This is a genomic window from Chitinophaga pinensis DSM 2588, assembly GCF_000024005.1.
Lineage (GTDB): Bacteria > Bacteroidota > Bacteroidia > Chitinophagales > Chitinophagaceae > Chitinophaga > Chitinophaga pinensis.
On record NC_013132.1, the window covers coordinates 3182257 to 3199028 of the forward strand.

A 16772-nucleotide genomic window follows, 5' to 3' on the forward strand; every position below is an offset into this window, starting at 1 on the left:
GAACAAAATATGTTGAGACGAATCTTTCTGGCAGCTTCCTGCCTGGTCGTGTGTATGTATGCAAGCGCACAAAAAACAGCGAATGACCCCGCAAAGGAGAAATGGTTTATGGACCTAGGTTTAGGTATGTTCATTCACTGGAGCGTGGATGTCCAGGTCGGAGCGGTGATCAGTCATTCCATGGCAGGCGCTTCTGATGAATACCTGGAACGTTTTACCACCGAACTGCCCAAAACCTTTAATCCGCATAAATTCAACCCGGATGACTGGGCCGTACTCGCAAAACTCGCCGGTATGAAGTACGTCGTCTTCACTGCGAAACACCACGCCGGCTTCTGTATGTGGGATACCAAAACGACACCCTTCAACATCATGAATACCCCGTTTAAGAAGGATGCCACCCGCGCCATTTTCGACGCATTCCGTAAACAGGGCATTGCTATCGGAGTGTACTTTTCCCCTGAAGATTTCTATTACCTCTACAAACATAAAGTACCGATCGGCAGAATGCAGTTGCCACAACATTTCCCGGAAAAGAATCCTGGGCTGATGGCATATGACAAATCCCAGCTGAAAGAATTGCTTAGCAACTACGGAAAGATCGATTTTATCTTTTTTGATGGTCCGGCAGAGGGGCTGAAAGAATATGCCTGGGAACTGCAACCGGATATTGTAGTCACCCGCGGACAAATGAACACGCCTGAACAGGAATTGCCGGAGGCTATCATGCCTGGTCCATGGGAAGCCTGCTTTACTATGGGTACCGACTGGCAATATAAACCGACCAACGATCCGCAGAAATCAGGTACAGAAATGATCAACATGCTGATCGAAACCCGTGCAAAAGGAGGGAACCTCCTGCTGAACGTCGGACCTAAACCGGACGGTGAAATCCAGATAGAACAGGAAGCCCTGCTCCGTGAACTGGCACTCTGGAACCTGGCAAACGGAGAGTCCGTACACGGTGTAAGACCCTGGAACATTGCCCGGGAGGGAAATATCTGGTTTACCCGTGGAAAAGATACGAGTACGGTATACGCTTTTGTACCGGGCGGAAAGGACTGGAAATATGGCGAGCGAAAGGAACTGGTGCTGCGCACCCTGGAAGGCAATCCACAGACGAAAGTGGCTATCCTTGGATATGCCAGCGAACTGGTAGAGTACAAAGAGGGTTTTGATGCAGGTATTTATTCACAGTCCACGCCTGTCGGACTGCTGATCTCCGCCGTAAACGGACAACGTTTCTATACTGACAGGAAATGGCCTAATCCGGTAGTGATCAGGATTGAAAATGTGAAATACCGTCCTGTTATCAACAGCTATAAACAAAGCACCCTTGATGGTGCGAAATAACCGGAATATCAGGGGAATTGGCGATCTTTAAGCAGAGAATACCTGCCATGTCAGTTCCCGATCTTAAAAGCGGTATGTTCTGTAAAGAATATCTGCAGCCTGATGATCAGCTGCAGGACCATATACGTGCTTATATTGTCCTGCAGGCTGATTTTCCGGATCTTATCAGCCGCGATTACACTTTATTACCCCAGGTACATCCTTTACTGTTTTTTAATCTTGGGGAAACGCCTGCTGTACAGAACAGACACACCGGCGAATACCTGCGACAATACCTGCTCATTCCCGCACATCATCAATCACTCGCTTTCAGTATAGATCCGGCCATGAAAATACTGGCTGTACAAGGTGTAGCCGGCAGTGAAAGTCACCTGTTCCAGGATATTTTGCAACTGGATCATATCCAGCAGCAGCTATTGCAATGTAAGGACGCACAAAGCATGTGTACCCTGCTGGATACTTTATTAGGGCAGCATTTGCAGCAGGAAAAACAATATACCAGGAGTATACGCGATGCAGTGCGCATTATTCTGGATACTGGTGGTAATGTGATCATCCGTCAATTGGAACGCGCCACCTTTCAGACAAAACGAACACTGGAAAGAGGGTTTCTTCTACAGACAGGGCTGCATCTTAAAATGTTTTGTCGCATCACCCGTTTCAGAAAAGCGATCGCGCACATAGAAAAAGAAAAACAATTGTGCTGGGCAAAACTGGCGCAGGACTGTGGTTATTACGATCAGACGCACTTCATCAATGAGTTCCATTATTTTGCGGGTTGTTTGCCAGGAGCCTATACCGGTACCCCTTCACTCTTCGAACAGGCGATCGCTTAAAATTGTCACTTTTATCCGATGCCACCCTCATTTATTTTCCTAATTTTGTTCCTAGCACTTCTGTTTATACTTCACATGTAACCGGCCGTATTCCAGAATACCAATAATATAACCCCATCGGGCTAGTTTGTCGTTATGCCGCAACTGAACTGATATAAAAATTGTACACATGGAAAATGCTGACCTGCTTACGAACCGCCGTGACTTCCTGGGTAAGATGATGCTGGGCGCAACCGCATTAGGTTTACCTGTACTTTCCTCATTACCGTTGCAAGCTGCTACAGCTGCTGCCACCACTGCTACCAACAGCGAGGACCCCGATGCCTGGATGAACAGGATCAAGGGGAAACACCGCATGATCATCGATGTTCCTCGTCCACATGAGATCATGCCTTTTGCCTGGGCACGTGTCTTTTTACTCACGAATGAAGCTACTGGCGTCCCTGAAAAAGATTGCGGCGTGGTAGTCGTCTTGCGTCATGATGCGATTCCTTATGCCATGAAAGATGACTTATGGGCCAAATATAAATTTGGCGAAGTATTTAAGGCTGACGATCCGCTGACGAAAACGCCTGCCACCAGGAATCCTTTCTGGCAGCCCAAACCAGGAGATTTTAAAGTGCCGGGTGTGGGTAATGTAGCCATTGGTATCAATGAACTACAGGAGAGCGGCGTGATGTTCTGCGTCTGTAATGTTGCGTTGACAGTTTATAGCGCCGTTGTTGCCCAGCAGATGGGCACCGAAGCGGAAGAAGTGAAGAAAGACTGGATGGCCGGCATATTACCAGGTGTGCAGGTTGTACCCTCTGGTGTATGGGCGATAGGTCGTGCGCAGGAAAAGAATTGTTCGTATTGTTTCGCTGGTTGATCTGCCAATCATAGGCTATGTACTTTCGTATACCGTTACTGTCCGGCTACATCGTAGCAGGTGTTATAGCCATGTCTGTCTCCTGTAAAAGGGTGGAGCACGTCTGGACAGCGCCTGATACCGCCAGTATTCCGCATAATACATCCGGAGATCTGATCCGGTATGGAAGGGATCTGATTGTGCATACCGCTGTCTATCTGGGCCCTGGTGGCAAGGTAGCCGCTATCAGCAACGGGATGAACTGCCAGAATTGTCACCTGGAAGCGGGGACGAAATTCATGGGAAATAATTATGCGGCAACAGCGGCCAACTATCCCCGTTACCGCGATAGGAGCGGAACGATTGAATCGCTGGATAAGCGTATAAACGATTGTCTTATCAGAAGTCTGAACGGCTCACCGCTTGATAGAAAGAGTCGTGAGATGCAGGCAATGATCGCCTATATCGAATGGGTTGGAATGACAGTGAATAATGGCGCTAAGCCGCCCGGCAGTGGTATCAGAGAGCTGCCCTATTTACTTCGGGCGGCTGATACGTCAAAAGGGAGACTGGTATTTGAAAGTAAATGCCGGGAATGTCATGGTGCAGATGGAATGGGAAAGTATGATCCGCTGACAAAAGAATATGTTTACCCTCCATTGTGGGGACCGCGTAGTTATAATAACGGTGCCGGTATCTTCAGACTGTCAAAATTTGCCGGATATATCAAAGCTAATATGCCATTGAACAATGCACATCTGACAGATGAAGAAGCCTGGGATGTAGCAGCGTTTGTAAATTCCCAACCGAGAACGGAGAAATTGTTTGAGAAGGATTGGCCTGATCTGAACACAAAACCCCCTGATGTTGCAACAGTACCGTTTGCGGATACGTTTTCTGCTATGCAGCATAAGTATGGTCCATTTGGGGTGATTGTGAAAAGCAGGAAGAAGCACTAATCACAATAACGGTTAGTGCTTCTTAATAGCTAGTTGTTGTTTTGGCTTTTACGTTTCTTTTTCATTAATTGCTGGTAGATGATTGCTGGAATTGACTTAGGCTGATGTCTGTAAGGCTCCCCGGGAATATTGCCATCCAGTCATACCCTCAACAGGAAGTAGTTTACTGATGTCAACGCCAGGCAGTTTGTAAATCAGATTTTCAAGCGCATGTTCATCTATTCTTTATGTTTTGATATTTTTTCTCCACATTTTCGGGTGTCAACTATTAGATAATTACTCATTACGTTTGTTTCGTTCCTTTTCCATGAACTGCTCACACATCATTTGAGCATAGGATTTTTCTGATGTCTGTCAGGGACAAATCCCCAGGGATATAACCATCCCGTCATACTGTCGGTAGGAATTAGTTTACTGACATCAACACCAGGCAATTTGTAAATGAGATTTTTAACTGCATATTCATCTATTTCTTTTTGTTTAGATTTTTCTCCACATATGATGATTGGTTTTTGGTGAAATTACTGAATTAATATTCGGATTGGTTAATGATTCATTCTTTTTTTGATATTTATGTTATTCCAGATGCAGTACAGGTAAGGGATGAAAGCAGTTGTTGCAAAATAAAATGCGAGGTTGTAGAACGTTGTTTTACGTAGTAGTCTGATTCTTCTTTTATCAATGTTTTTTCAAGTTCAGATAAGTAATTTGTCTTTACGTAAAGGTCTACTTGTTCCTGGGACATACCCTGATATTCGTAGAATTGCTTAGTATATCTATAATACACCTCAGGATCCCTGAGCATTTTGAGTCTCTCCGGCAACATCTGCAACACCGCAAACACCAACGACACCCCAAACAACGCCCCAAAACCATAAAACGCCCAATAAAACCCAACATCCCGTACCGCCTTCTCAATAAACAATTTCTGACACACTGGTACCAGAAAAATACACAACGCAGAATATAACACTAACAACGTAGTGAACTTCTCCGTATTCTTCTGCAACGCATTCGCATACTGCTCCAGCCGCTGCTCATTTAACTCAATGATATAGACAGGATCATAGAATGGCTTGCTCCCCATAACGAAAGTGTTAAGATTAACAAACTAAAAACAAAATGATTGCCGGAGTATTCAATTCGTGAGAGATAACTGCACCTGCAGCCAGAGACTAAAATACATACGAAATTTAGACTCTCAAAAAATTATTGTAGATTCTCTTAACATTAAGATAATTTTAATTTTCTTGCTGAAAGTATCAACTTGCCATTATAATAGCATGTCGATGAAACGTACCATTCTTTTACCATTAGCAGCTGTATTATTCACAGCAAATGTTTGCGCACAACAGAAAACTGATGTGCAGGCCCACCGCGGAGGCAGAGGATTAATGCCTGAAAATACCATTCCCGCTATGTTACACGCCATTGACCTGGGAGTAAGAACCCTGGAACTGGACTGTGTAATCTCTTCAGATAAAAAAGTAGTCGTGTCGCATGATGTGTTCATGTCGTCTGAGTTTATCCGGAAACCTGATGGTTCGGATATTCAGAAGGAAGAGGAGAAGCAGTATGCGTTATATACCATGACTTACGACAGTATCCGTAAGTTTGATGTAGGCGCTAAACCTTATGCGAAATTCCCTGAACAGGTAAAGATAAAGGCATATAAGCCTTTGTTGTCTGATCTGATTGATAGTGTAGAAACATATATTAAAAAGCATCACCTGAAACCGGTGAACTATAACATTGAAACAAAATGTTCTCCGGACGGGGATGATAAATTTCATCCTAAACCGGATGTGTTTGCAGGTCTGGTGATGGATGTGATAAAGAAAAAGAAAATTGCAGACAAAGTGACGATACAGTCTTTTGATCCGCGTACGCTCCAGGTGATCCACAAAACGGATCCTAAACAGGTACTGGCATTCCTTGTGATGAACAAATATAGCCTGACGGATAACCTGCAGAAACTAGGATTCACGCCTGCGATCTACAGTCCGTATTACCTGATGGTAACACCTGAACTGGTAAAGGAAGCACATGAAAAGAAGGTAAAAGTATTACCCTGGACGGTGAACGAACCGGCTGAGATGGAGAAGATGATGTCAATGGAAGTGGATGGTATCATTACCGATTACCCGGACAGACTGATAAAGATAGCAGGCCGCTATCAACAGCAATAAAAAAGAAGGGGGCTCAAATGGCCCCCTTTATTATTGTTGTACGACTTCGTTGATCCATTTCAGGTATTGCTCTTTTAAGGAAGAGACAATCTCCGGATGTTGTGCTGCCAGGTTCTTCGCTTCTGAAGTATCCTGTTGCAGATTCACCAGGAAGAGGTCGTCCGGGCCTGTTTCTGCTTTCTTCGCACTGGAAGGATTGTGCAGGAGTTTCCAGTTACCTTGTCTGACAGCCCACTGCGGATTCTCCTTCGTGCCCTGCGATTGCCAGAAGAAAATGTCATGAGGAGAGCTGGTCTTGGAAGAAGTGATCACCTGCTGAATATCTTTTCCGTCAATCTTCCGCTGCGGTAAAGCCACTTTACAAAGTCCGGCCAATGTAGGATACCAGTCGATATTTACACACAGCTGATCACGTACCTCGTTCTTTGGCAGATGTCCAGTCCAGCGGATAATAGCCGGAACACGGATGCCACCTTCAAACAGACTGAATTTCGCCCCTCTGTACGGACCGGTAAAACCGCCACCGCCAAAGCTTCTGTCCTCTGTGGAATGTCCCTGATCGGACTGGAATACAACGATCGTATTCTCCGCCAGTCCGAGACGGTCCAGCTGCTGTAATACCTGTCCGATCTTTTCGTCCATTGTGGAAACTGCGGCAGCATACATTCTGCGTGGCGCCGGCAGATCTTTGTAATATTGTCTCCATTTCTCCTGTCCCTGTAAAGGGTAGTGGGGCATATTGATCGCCCAGTACAGGAAGAAAGGCTTATCAGCCCGCTTGTTTTTCTCCAGGAATCCGTTTACTTCCTGTACTGTCAGGTCAGCAAAGAACTTCCCATCCTCCCAGATCTCCTGCCCGTTTCTCCACAGGTCATGTCTGTTAGGTCCCGCCCAGTAGAAATAATGTGAATAATTATCTATACAACCACCCATAAAACCAAAGGAATAGTCAAATCCCTGTTGATTCGGCATGGTCTCCGGTGAATAACCGATATGCCACTTACCGATGTGCGCTGTCGTATAGCCGCCATCTTTAAACATTTCTGCCATGGTATACTGCGATCCCGGCATTCCGGCATGTCCTTCCTCACTGGGTGCATTATTATCCAGTTGTGCACGCTGTGGATACCTGCCCGTCAGCAGGGATGCGCGGGAAGGAGAACATACTGGCGCTGCTGCGTAGAACTGGCTGAAGAGAACCCCCTCCTTGGCCAGACGGTCGATATTAGGGGTATGCAGATCCTTGGCGCCATAACAATTCACATCCAGGGTGCCCTGGTCGTCAGTGTAAATTATAAGTACATTCGGCCTTTTCTGTTGCTGTGCAAACAGTGGCGCCGCCATAAAACAAGACAGCGCAACCATGGCACTTAAGCGTCTGATTCTCATCGGTAACATGATTTTTAAACTAAAAACGGAACAGACAAGATATAAAAATCGGGATAAGTTCTGTATAACTTCAGGATGACTGGCATAAGAATATATATACTTATATTAATATATTTGCTTTAAACTAATATTTCCCTGATGGCATTCCGAGGGTTTCTTCCTTATATCGGCATTGTTGTGTGTTTTGGCATAATTTATTGGTTAACAATGATGATTCCGAACAACGTACTTTATCTAGGTTTCAAGAGTAGTCTGCTGGAAGCGGATCGCAAAACTATATATCAGGGATGGATCTTTACCTATGGTTTATCGTTTAGCCTCTTGTTGCTGAACGTCGCGGAATTATTATCCTCTAAAGAAGACCGTTATTGGCTGCGGATCGGTAAATCCCTGCTGACTATCATATTTACTTATGCTGCAGGCGCTGTTGTGTTCCTGCTGATGAATACAGAAGAATACAATATGTACCTCTATGCCCGGGATATCCCCGCCGGCGTTTACTGTTGTGTCGCCCTTGCTATCACCACCGGGCTGCTGCTTGTATTACAGTTAATAAGTACCCGTCTCAGGGCCAGAGCAGGCGCTGCTTTCCTGGAAGAATATCTCCCGTCCTGGCTCCGGTTTGACAGATAATGCCCGTCAGGCAACGAATGTGCAGGATTAGCAGTACCTTTGCCGTTCATTTTTATCAGTATTATGACTTTTGATGACTTAAACCTGAGCAGACCTTTACTCAATGCACTGGAAGACCTGGGCTATAAAACGCCTACGGTCATACAGCAAAAGGTGTTCTCAGTAGTGATGTCCGGTCAGGATGTATGTGGCATTGCCCAGACTGGTACGGGAAAGACCTTCGCTTATCTGCTGCCCTGTCTGCGACAGTTTAAATTCTCCAAAGAACGCTTTCCGCAATTACTTATCCTGGTGCCTACCCGTGAACTGGTGGTACAGGTAGTAGACGCTGTTAAACAGCTGACGCCTTATATGAGCGTAGAAATAGCCGGTTTTTACGGAGGTGTGAATATGAATCCGCAAATGGAGACCGCCTCCGGTAAACTGGACGTAGTAGTCGCTACTCCCGGCCGCCTGGTAGATATTGTGTTGAGCGGTACGCTGAAACTCAAGGCGATTAAAAGAATCGTTATCGATGAGATGGATGAGATGCTGAATCTCGGTTTTCGTCCGCAGGTAGAGCGTATCCTTGATCTCTTGCCTGTCAGAAGACAAAATCTCCTGTTTTCCGCTACCATTACCGAGGATGTGGAAAAGCTGATACAAACACATTTTAACGCGCCCGCTACCGTAGAAGCAGCACCGGCAGGTACGCCGCTGAAAAATATCAGCCAGTCAGCCTATGACGTGCCGAACTTCTATACAAAAGTGAATCTCCTTGAACTGCTGCTGGCAAAAGACAGCTCTATGAACAAGGTGCTGGTATTTGTCGCCACCAAGGAAATGGCTAATGACCTGTACGAGCAACTGGAAACCAAGTTCCCCGAACAGGCAGGCGTGATTCATTCCAATAAGGCGCAGAACCACCGTTTTAATACAGTTAATAAATTCAAAGACGGTAGCTACCGTTTTATCATCGCTACAGATATCATCGCCAGAGGTCTGGATATTGCAGAAGTATCACATGTGATCAGCTTTGATACACCGGAAGTACCCGAAAGCTATATGCACCGTATCGGAAGAACCGGTCGTGCTGATAAAGAAGGGCATTCCATCCTGTTTACCAAACCACAGGAGAAAGAAAACAAAGACAATATCGAGGAACTGATGAATTATCAGATTCCTGTATTGCCTTTACCTGAAGAACTGGTAATCTCTGACGTGCTGACCGAAGATGAAAAACCACAGGTGAAAATGAAGAACTTCCTGATCAAATTACCTAGCAGAGAGGAAGCAGGACCAGCCTTCCATGAGAAATCAGCAAAGAATAAAAAAGTAAATGTGAAGATCCGTCATGCGGATAAGATGAAGCTGAAGTATGGTAAGCCCAAAACGAGAGGTGCGAAACCGAAAAGAAAACGATAGTTATAAACGACTATAAAAAATTAGAGGCGTTCGCAATTAGCGAACGCCTCTTTTCGTATGCCATCAAAATAGTTCAGCATATAGTTACTATGAAAAGTTCTTACCTACTGCTTAATTAATATTGCTTGCAGGCCACGTATTTTCCCCTCTCTGCATTTTATCCATCACTACCTTATAATCCGGCTGCTCATTTTCCGGCGCCAGTACCACTGCCTTATCCATCCATTTCAGCGCTTCGGCTTTATTACCGAGCCGATATAACAGATTGGCATAAGTGCTCATGGTAAATGAATTCCTTTCCATATCCACTGCTTTCTCCATCCATTTTAAAGCCTGATTTAATAAACCGACATCACTGGTACCTTCAAACACTTTCTTTGAGATGCTGGCAATTTTGGCAGGAGAGAAGCTGCTGCCGCCATGTTGGAGATAATCTGTTAAAGTATCCGTTAGTGCTTTGTAGTTACGTGTTTTCTTTACATCTGCCTCCAGTTCCAGTAAGGCGAGGAATTGCCGGCGATGGGGATCAGGAATGGAACTGGTATCCGCATTTTTTAAGGCAAGCATAGGTAACAGCGGTTTACTACGTTCCTGTGGAACAAAAGGAGCATGTAACTGTCTTAGTACTTCCATAGGTACTTTCACCACTGCGCGGTCATAGGTGATCATTCCGTTTTCTTCTATCTCCACGTCAAAAGGTTCCGTATAAATAGAGCCGGATTGTCCATCTGTTTCATATTGCTTCAGCTTCTTTACCATAGAAGAATATTTTTCCGTCATTTCTGATGGTGTGATCTTCACATATCCCCATCCTGCCGCTGCGTTCCATTGATGACCTTTTACAGGTACGCCTACACCGCCCCATTCTCCCAGTACACGCGCTTTTCCTGGTACGGCAGGTGCAATACCCGGCCCCGGATAATCATGTATATCTGCCAGGTCACTGCCTGGCCATTTATTGACAACAGTCGTAGCGCCTTCCTTGTCATAATTCTCTCCGGTATGCCCATTGATAAGCCGTGTAGGATCTTTCTGATGAAACCATTGTGTAAGCCGGGGCTGGTCATAACTGTACCAACCTTCATTAAACAGTACCCAGCAGATAATAGAGGGATGATTGTATAACTGTTGCACGTTTGCTGCATTATCTGCCTCAAATGCGGCTTTTGCGTCCGCATCCAGACTGGCGCAGGTGACCATGTCCTGCCATACCAGCATACCCAGTTTATCAGCATGATAATACCAGCGGGCAGGTTCTATTTTGATGTGTTTACGGATGGTATTGAACCCCATGCTTTTGATAGCCGCTATATCAAAACGTAAAGCCTCGTCTGTGGGCGCTGTATAGATACCATCCGGCCAGAAACCCTGGTCCAGTACCCCGAGATGATAGGTGTATGTATTATTGAGGAAAATACGTTCCTGTCCCTTACTGTCTTTCTTGATCTCAATCTTCCGCATACCGGCATACGAAGTGACCTTATCTTTTACAACGCCATTCTTTATGAGCCGGATGCTAAGGTCATATAAGAAAGGATCTTCCGGACTCCAGAGATGCGCATTCCGTAATGGCAGCTTCAATAACTGATTGACGGCTCCTTTTACAGAACCGCTCATTTTGCCATCTGCACTGGCTTCGGCTTCCACTGTAAATTTTGTGTCGCCGGATGTATGCACCTTAATAGACAGATAGCCTCCGTCAACATCAGGTGTGATAACCAGATCGGTGATATAGACAGCTGGCAGAGTTTCCAGCCATACCGTCTGCCAGATGCCCGTCGTTGCAGTATACCGGATGCCTTTGGGCGCCAGTACCTGTTTACCATGGGGATTAGGTCCCTGATCCGTCGGATCATAAACGTCTACGAGTAGTTCATTTTCTCCCTCTTTCAACAGCGAGGTAATATCAAAAGAGAATGCCTGGTATCCTCCGCTATGTTGTCCAGCTTCCTTCCCGTTGACATAGACTTTGCTTTGCCAGTCCACTGCCCCGAAGTGCAGCAATACTTTTTCTTCTGCCTGCAGGTCCGGTTTGGAGAAGCTACGTTTATACCACACACGTTGCGTTGGCAATACGGGCTTTTTTACACCTGATAAGGCGGATTCAACCGGGAAGGGGACGAGTATCTGACCATCAAAAGAAGTAGGAATGGCGGCTTCCTTTGCTGTAATGGCATATTGCCAGAGGCCATTCAGATTGGTCCATTTAGGACGGACCAGTTGTGGACGTGGATATTCAGGTAATACGTGATCAGGATTGACGTCTTTTGCCCAACGGGTCTGGATGGGCACTGGCTGCATCTGCCAGGAAGACTGGCTATAGCTGTCAGCCGCAAAAGCCGTACACAGGGCGGACAACAGAAGGGTTTTTGCAGAACGTTTCATTGTAAAGTGCAGGTGGTTTAAGTCTGGCAATATAACTGTCCATGCGGCAATGGTGCTGCAGTAGAGGAGTTATATTGCCTTGATAAGAAATAATCCGTGGTTGCACTATTGATGGAAAAGTAACACAATTATTAAAATTCCTTGATGTGTTCACCGATGTCAGTAATTTCCAGGTTATCCGGTAATGCCGCTTCCAGTATACTACTGGCGGCAGCACTACGATAACCTCCTGCACAATGAACAGCGATGGGTTTATCCAGGGGAATCTCCTTGAGACGTAAACGGAGCTCCGGCAAGGGTATGTGTAAGGCATGTGGAAAGATCTGTCGTTTCTTTACTTCCGGTTCATTGCGTACATCGATAATAGTAAAGTCCTTACTATGCTCCCGGAAATACACAGGGTCAAAAGGTGTCTGTTGTTCGCTTCCGGAGTCAAGTATCAGGCCTGCTTTAATAAATGGTTCGTAGCCGATGCGGGCCGCTCTTTCCATGGCTGCCTGTAATTGCTCCTGTGTGGCTGCCAGCAGATAAAAAGGATCTTCCGGAGGGACGATAGCGCCCAGCCATGTTTCAAACTTTCCCTCCAGCATAATATTAAAAGAGCCTGGAAGATGACCGGCTTTAAAGCTTTCAGCTGGCCGGGTATCGATGACGATTTCATCTGGAATAAAGGCCGTAGCTGGTTGTAAAATTCTGATGGCAGACAGAGATGCCTGCAAAGCAGGAGCGCCTTTCCGGTTCAGGTCAACGTCATAACCAAAATACTGGGGAATAAAGGGCTGGTCTTTCAACAGGGTGGTTATAAAGTCCGCTTCTTCCATGGACTGTAATGACCAGTTGGATTTTTTCTCTTCACCTATTGTGGACTGTGATGCGTCGCGCAGGTCTTTACCACAAAGGGTACCCGCTCCATGCGCAGGGTACACGACAACATCATCCGCCAGCAGCAGCAGTTTATCACGAAGCGAATGATACATTTGTCCGGCTAAGGCTTCTCTTTTGGCTTTCTGATTACCTGCATTTTCCCGCAGGTCCGGTCTCCCGCAATCTCCGATAAACAAGGTATCGCCGGTAAACACCGTATAATCCTGCCCCGCATTGTTCAACACGATTGATATACTGTCAGGCGAATGCCCTGGTGTATTGATGGCACGGAGTGTCATAGTGCCGATACTAATGGTTTGTCCGTCATCAAAGGTCTTATGAGCATAGTCGGCATCCGTATGTACGGAACAGTAGATATCAGCGCCTGTCAGCTCCTTTAACTCTGCATGACTACTGATAAAATCCGCATGTGGATGTGTTTCTATGACCGCGACTATTTTTGCCCCTTGTGCAGCAGCATAGTCCAGGTATGGCCGCGGATCTCTGGCCGGATCAATCAGTACGACCGAAGCGCTGCCTGGTTCCAGGATCGCGTAGGAATAGTGAGCAAGTGATTTATCTTCAAACTGTTTAACTTTCATCTGATCGCTTTTAAATGTCAATGAGGAAGACGGTCTCTGAGTATGCCGTATGTATAAGTACCTGATAGTGCACCTGCTATGACCAGCAGCATGACAGGAAAACCCTGCCCCAATAGTACAAATATTGGTCCGGGACAAGCGCCGGTCAGTGCCCAACCCAGGCCAAATATGCTGCCTCCCAGCAGATAGCGCTTCCAGCCTTTATTTTTAGCTGTAAACGTAATGGGTATACCATGACGATCTTTTATATTATAACGTTTCAGCAGCCAGACCGCTGCAATGCCGGATAAAACAGCTGACCCGATGAGCCCATACATATGGAAGGAGCGGAAATGAAACATCTCTTGTATACGATACCACGATACAGCTTCTGATTTGCTCATAATAATTCCAAAGGCAATGCCTGTAATAATGAATCTGATTCCTTTCAGCATCTTAAAAGATTAATGGAAAAAATAGATGTGTCATGATAAGTCCGCCGGCAAAGAACCCCATAACGGCAATGAGAGACGGCCATTGCAGATTGGATAATCCGCTGATGGCATGCCCGGAAGTACAGCCGCCGGCATAACGGGAGCCAAAACCGACGAGGAAACCTCCACCGGCCAGCATGATCCACCCCTTGAACGACAGTAGGGCTTGTGTGCCGAATAATGCCGTTGGTAGTAACTGTCCGTCAAAGGATATCCCCAGTGCCTGAAGGTCCCGAATAGCTTCACCAGATAATTGCAACTGGCCAGAGTTCATGAGCCATCGGCTGATAAAACCACCTATTATGGCGCCCAGGAGAAAAAGCAGGTTCCAGTACTGTTTTTTGTAATCGAATTGAAAAAAGGGCACTTTTGTGCCTGCCCCGGCGATGGAGCATATGGTACGGAGATTGGATGAAAATCCGAAAGTCTTCCCCGAATAGAGCAGCGACAGCATGACGGCGGTAATTGCAGGTCCTGCAATATACCAGGGCCACGGCTGACTAAGATATCTGAGCATTGTCATAGGTGATGTTTATGACACAAAGCTCGCATGACGAAGGGAGTAGTTTGGTGACTCAGGTCACACAGGCAGCATTTCGATATAATTTCTGTGCAGCCTTAAGCGGTTTTGCTGCTCCATCTTCTTTAACAGCCTGGAAATCACCTCACGGGATGAATGCAGGTCATTGGCGATCTCCTGGTGGGTGATATAAAGCTGTTGCGTTTGCAATACTTTCTGTTGATTATCAAGATATACAACCAGCCGTTCATCCATTCCTTTGAACATTACCTGGTCAACGATGCTTAATAATTCTTCAAAACGGCTACGGTAAGTTTCCACTACAAAGCTGTACCAGCTTTTAAACTCCTGCATCAGCTGTTCCATCATGGACAGAGGAACCATCAGTACGATACTGTCTTCCACTGCTTTAGCCATGATCTCGCTGGTTTGGTGTGTCTGGGTGGCACAAACCATAGACAATGCACAGGCATTCCCCGGTAACAGGTAATACATGAAGAACTCATTTCCTTCTTCACCTTCCCTGTATAGTTTCAGTCTGCCTTCAACGACCAGCATTGTAGAGCGGAAGTACTGGCCGGTCTGGATCAGTTGTTCTCCCGCTTTGATAGTCTTTATAACAGTGTTAATGGCAATCTGTTCCTTTAACCCCGCTTCAAACTGGGGGAAATATGTATCAAGATAGGTCCTGGCGTCCATGGCTGATCGTTTACTGAAAGCAAGGTAAAGATTCATTTTTTAAGATGGCGCTTCGCAAGATTTTATATTATTTTGTGATATAAACCATTATAAGTGCGAACCCTCTTTTTAGTTTTATTTATAGCATTGACCGGCTGTCAGACTGTTCCCCCTCCAGGCGTCACCACGGATACGACTGTTACACCAGACGAATCAGGGAAAAGTGAAGTACAGCGAACGTATGAGGAGAATGCTGGTTACAGAGATTCCGTTACCAGACAAGTGCTTCGTGATGCGCTCAGTTACGCAGCAGTTCATTCAAAAGAGGGCCAATTTACTCATCAGTTACTGATGCCTGTGCAGGAAGGAGACACGCTCCGCACTGCCCTTATTTATGGACATCTGTTTGATCCGGCAAGGACACATTTGTATGTGAAAGGTACGACCGGTAATTTCCAGTTTGATGTTCTCGAACAGGTATATTTATTTGAGCAGGATCATTTCAGGTTAATAACAAGCGATACAATCCCGGTGAACAATTTTGTAGGAGATAGTATTGGCGATGTGAATGGAGATAAGCTGAAAGATTATATGTTGATCACCTATGCTTCTTCCGGTTGCTGTCTGCGGAATGACTATACTGTTTACAGATATGATCCCCGTACAGGAGGCTTTGGGGATACTTATCATTTTATCAATCCTGACTTTTTTCCTGATGAAAAGATCATTCGTGGTGTTAAATATGGTCATCCGGGAGAAGTGCCCCTCTATAAACTACAATGGAAGGATACCATTGTGGAACCCGTAGAATATATCTACAGGGATCCGGAAAATAAAAAACAGTTCATCCGTACTAAAGCAGAAGGTTATCCGCCGCATAGAGAGAAAGGGGAGATACTGAAAAAAGTACCGGCAGAATATCTTCATATTGAAGGATATGACTGGTTTATGCTGGAGTCCTAAGTAATAGCATTAAAGAAAATAACCATTACCCGATGAATACCATTACCACAACAATCTTTTTCATTACCGTTATCGCACGTTTTATTAGTGTGGCTATCTCTGGTTCAAACGAGCGTAAGCTTAAAAAAATGGGCGCCGTGGAGTACGGTAAAAAGAATTCCACCTTACTGGTGCTGGCGCATACGCTTTATTATGTTGCCGCCGCAACAGAAGGATCGCTGAGAGGCGCCTTTTTTGATGATACCGTCAGCTATCTCGGACTGGGTATTTTTGTAGCGGCCATTGGTATGCTGTATTATGTGATTTATTCGATCAGACACGTATGGACTGTCAAACTGATCATTGCACCTCCCGGCTACCACGCTATTAATAAGTCCGTATTATTTCGCCTGGTAAAACATCCGAATTATTACCTGAATATTATACCGGAACTGATTGGTCTGGCTATTTTCTTCCATGCCTGGATAACGCTGATAGCAGGATTAATGATCTATCTGATCCCGCTGGTAAACAGGATAAAGGAAGAGGAAAGGGTGATGAAATCAACATTTACAGAATACTAAAATGAGAAGGCTTTAAGGAACACTTAAAGCCTTTTTTATATCCATTCTTTGCGAAATGATAATTGTCATAGTCGCCTGTCGGGTATTTAGTAGCTTTGAGGCGTAAATTGGATT

Annotated in this window: 16 protein-coding genes; 9 read left to right on the top strand and 7 right to left on the bottom strand. The window is 45.5% G+C overall.

The window, feature by feature from the left end:
• Positions 1-9 precede the first annotated feature (9 nt).
• From CPIN_RS12955 to CPIN_RS12970, 4 genes are all read left to right on the top strand, one after another.
• The gene (locus CPIN_RS12955) at positions 10-1353 is read left to right on the top strand and encodes an alpha-L-fucosidase (RefSeq protein ID WP_012790255.1); all 1344 of its coding nucleotides are present in this window, start codon (positions 10-12) and stop codon (positions 1351-1353) included.
• A 47-nt stretch (positions 1354-1400) separates the two neighbouring features.
• Positions 1401-2189: a helix-turn-helix domain-containing protein gene (locus CPIN_RS36595; RefSeq protein ID WP_052306794.1), complete on the top strand. Its 789-nt coding sequence runs from the start codon at positions 1401-1403 to the stop codon at positions 2187-2189.
• Between the two features lie 169 nt (positions 2190-2358).
• A complete protein-coding gene (locus CPIN_RS12965) occupies positions 2359-3057 on the top strand; it encodes a hypothetical protein (protein ID WP_012790257.1) in 699 nt (232 codons plus the stop codon).
• A 17-nt stretch (positions 3058-3074) separates the two neighbouring features.
• Positions 3075-3995, top strand: coding sequence for a c-type cytochrome (locus CPIN_RS12970; protein ID WP_012790258.1), 921 nt, complete (start codon positions 3075-3077; stop codon positions 3993-3995).
• A gap of 571 nt (positions 3996-4566) precedes the next feature.
• On the opposite strand, the gene CPIN_RS12975 is transcribed toward CPIN_RS12970, so the two are convergent.
• On the bottom strand, positions 4567-5082 hold the full coding sequence (locus CPIN_RS12975; protein WP_012790259.1) for a hypothetical protein: 516 nt from the start codon (positions 5080-5082) through the stop codon (positions 4567-4569).
• A gap of 202 nt (positions 5083-5284) precedes the next feature.
• Here CPIN_RS12975 and CPIN_RS12980 point away from each other — a divergent pair, with 202 nt between their 5' ends.
• Complete coding sequence (locus CPIN_RS12980) at positions 5285-6184, top strand: glycerophosphodiester phosphodiesterase family protein (RefSeq protein WP_012790260.1); 900 nt, start codon at positions 5285-5287, stop codon at positions 6182-6184.
• 30 nt (positions 6185-6214) lie between these two features.
• Here CPIN_RS12980 and CPIN_RS12985 read toward each other — a convergent pair whose 3' ends face one another.
• A complete protein-coding gene (locus CPIN_RS12985; RefSeq protein WP_012790261.1) occupies positions 6215-7573 on the bottom strand; it encodes a sulfatase-like hydrolase/transferase in 1359 nt (452 codons plus the stop codon).
• A 207-nt stretch (positions 7574-7780) separates the two neighbouring features.
• Here CPIN_RS12985 and CPIN_RS12990 point away from each other — a divergent pair, with 207 nt between their 5' ends.
• Both CPIN_RS12990 and CPIN_RS12995 read left to right on the top strand, forming a co-directional pair.
• Positions 7781-8206, top strand: a complete 426-nt coding sequence (locus CPIN_RS12990; protein ID WP_044218546.1) for a hypothetical protein — start codon at positions 7781-7783, stop codon at positions 8204-8206.
• A 63-nt stretch (positions 8207-8269) separates the two neighbouring features.
• Positions 8270-9610, top strand: coding sequence for a DEAD/DEAH box helicase (locus tag CPIN_RS12995; protein ID WP_012790263.1), 1341 nt, complete (start codon positions 8270-8272; stop codon positions 9608-9610).
• Positions 9611-9721: 111 nt separating this feature from the next.
• Here the strand turns inward: CPIN_RS12995 and CPIN_RS13000 are convergent, their stop codons facing one another.
• From CPIN_RS13000 to CPIN_RS13020, 5 genes are all read right to left on the bottom strand, one after another.
• Positions 9722-11995, bottom strand: coding sequence for a glycoside hydrolase family 2 (locus CPIN_RS13000; protein WP_012790264.1), 2274 nt, complete (start codon positions 11993-11995; stop codon positions 9722-9724).
• A gap of 131 nt (positions 11996-12126) precedes the next feature.
• On the bottom strand, positions 12127-13461 hold the full coding sequence (locus CPIN_RS13005; protein ID WP_012790265.1) for an MBL fold metallo-hydrolase: 1335 nt from the start codon (positions 13459-13461) through the stop codon (positions 12127-12129).
• A gap of 17 nt (positions 13462-13478) precedes the next feature.
• Positions 13479-13895 (bottom strand): DUF6691 family protein, encoded by a 417-nt coding sequence (locus tag CPIN_RS13010; protein ID WP_012790266.1) that lies wholly within the window; start codon positions 13893-13895, stop codon positions 13479-13481.
• A 1-nt stretch (position 13896) separates the two neighbouring features.
• Complete coding sequence (locus tag CPIN_RS13015) at positions 13897-14457, bottom strand: YeeE/YedE family protein (RefSeq protein ID WP_012790267.1); 561 nt, start codon at positions 14455-14457, stop codon at positions 13897-13899.
• Positions 14458-14514: 57 nt separating this feature from the next.
• The gene (locus tag CPIN_RS13020; RefSeq protein ID WP_012790268.1) at positions 14515-15153 is read right to left on the bottom strand and encodes a Crp/Fnr family transcriptional regulator; all 639 of its coding nucleotides are present in this window, start codon (positions 15151-15153) and stop codon (positions 14515-14517) included.
• 93 nt (positions 15154-15246) lie between these two features.
• Between CPIN_RS13020 and CPIN_RS36600 the strand changes: the two genes are divergently transcribed.
• Both CPIN_RS36600 and CPIN_RS13030 read left to right on the top strand, forming a co-directional pair.
• Positions 15247-16095, top strand: coding sequence for a hypothetical protein (locus CPIN_RS36600; protein ID WP_012790269.1), 849 nt, complete (start codon positions 15247-15249; stop codon positions 16093-16095).
• A 32-nt stretch (positions 16096-16127) separates the two neighbouring features.
• Positions 16128-16658, top strand: a complete 531-nt coding sequence (locus CPIN_RS13030) for an isoprenylcysteine carboxyl methyltransferase family protein (RefSeq protein WP_012790270.1) — start codon at positions 16128-16130, stop codon at positions 16656-16658.
• Positions 16659-16772 lie beyond the last annotated feature (114 nt).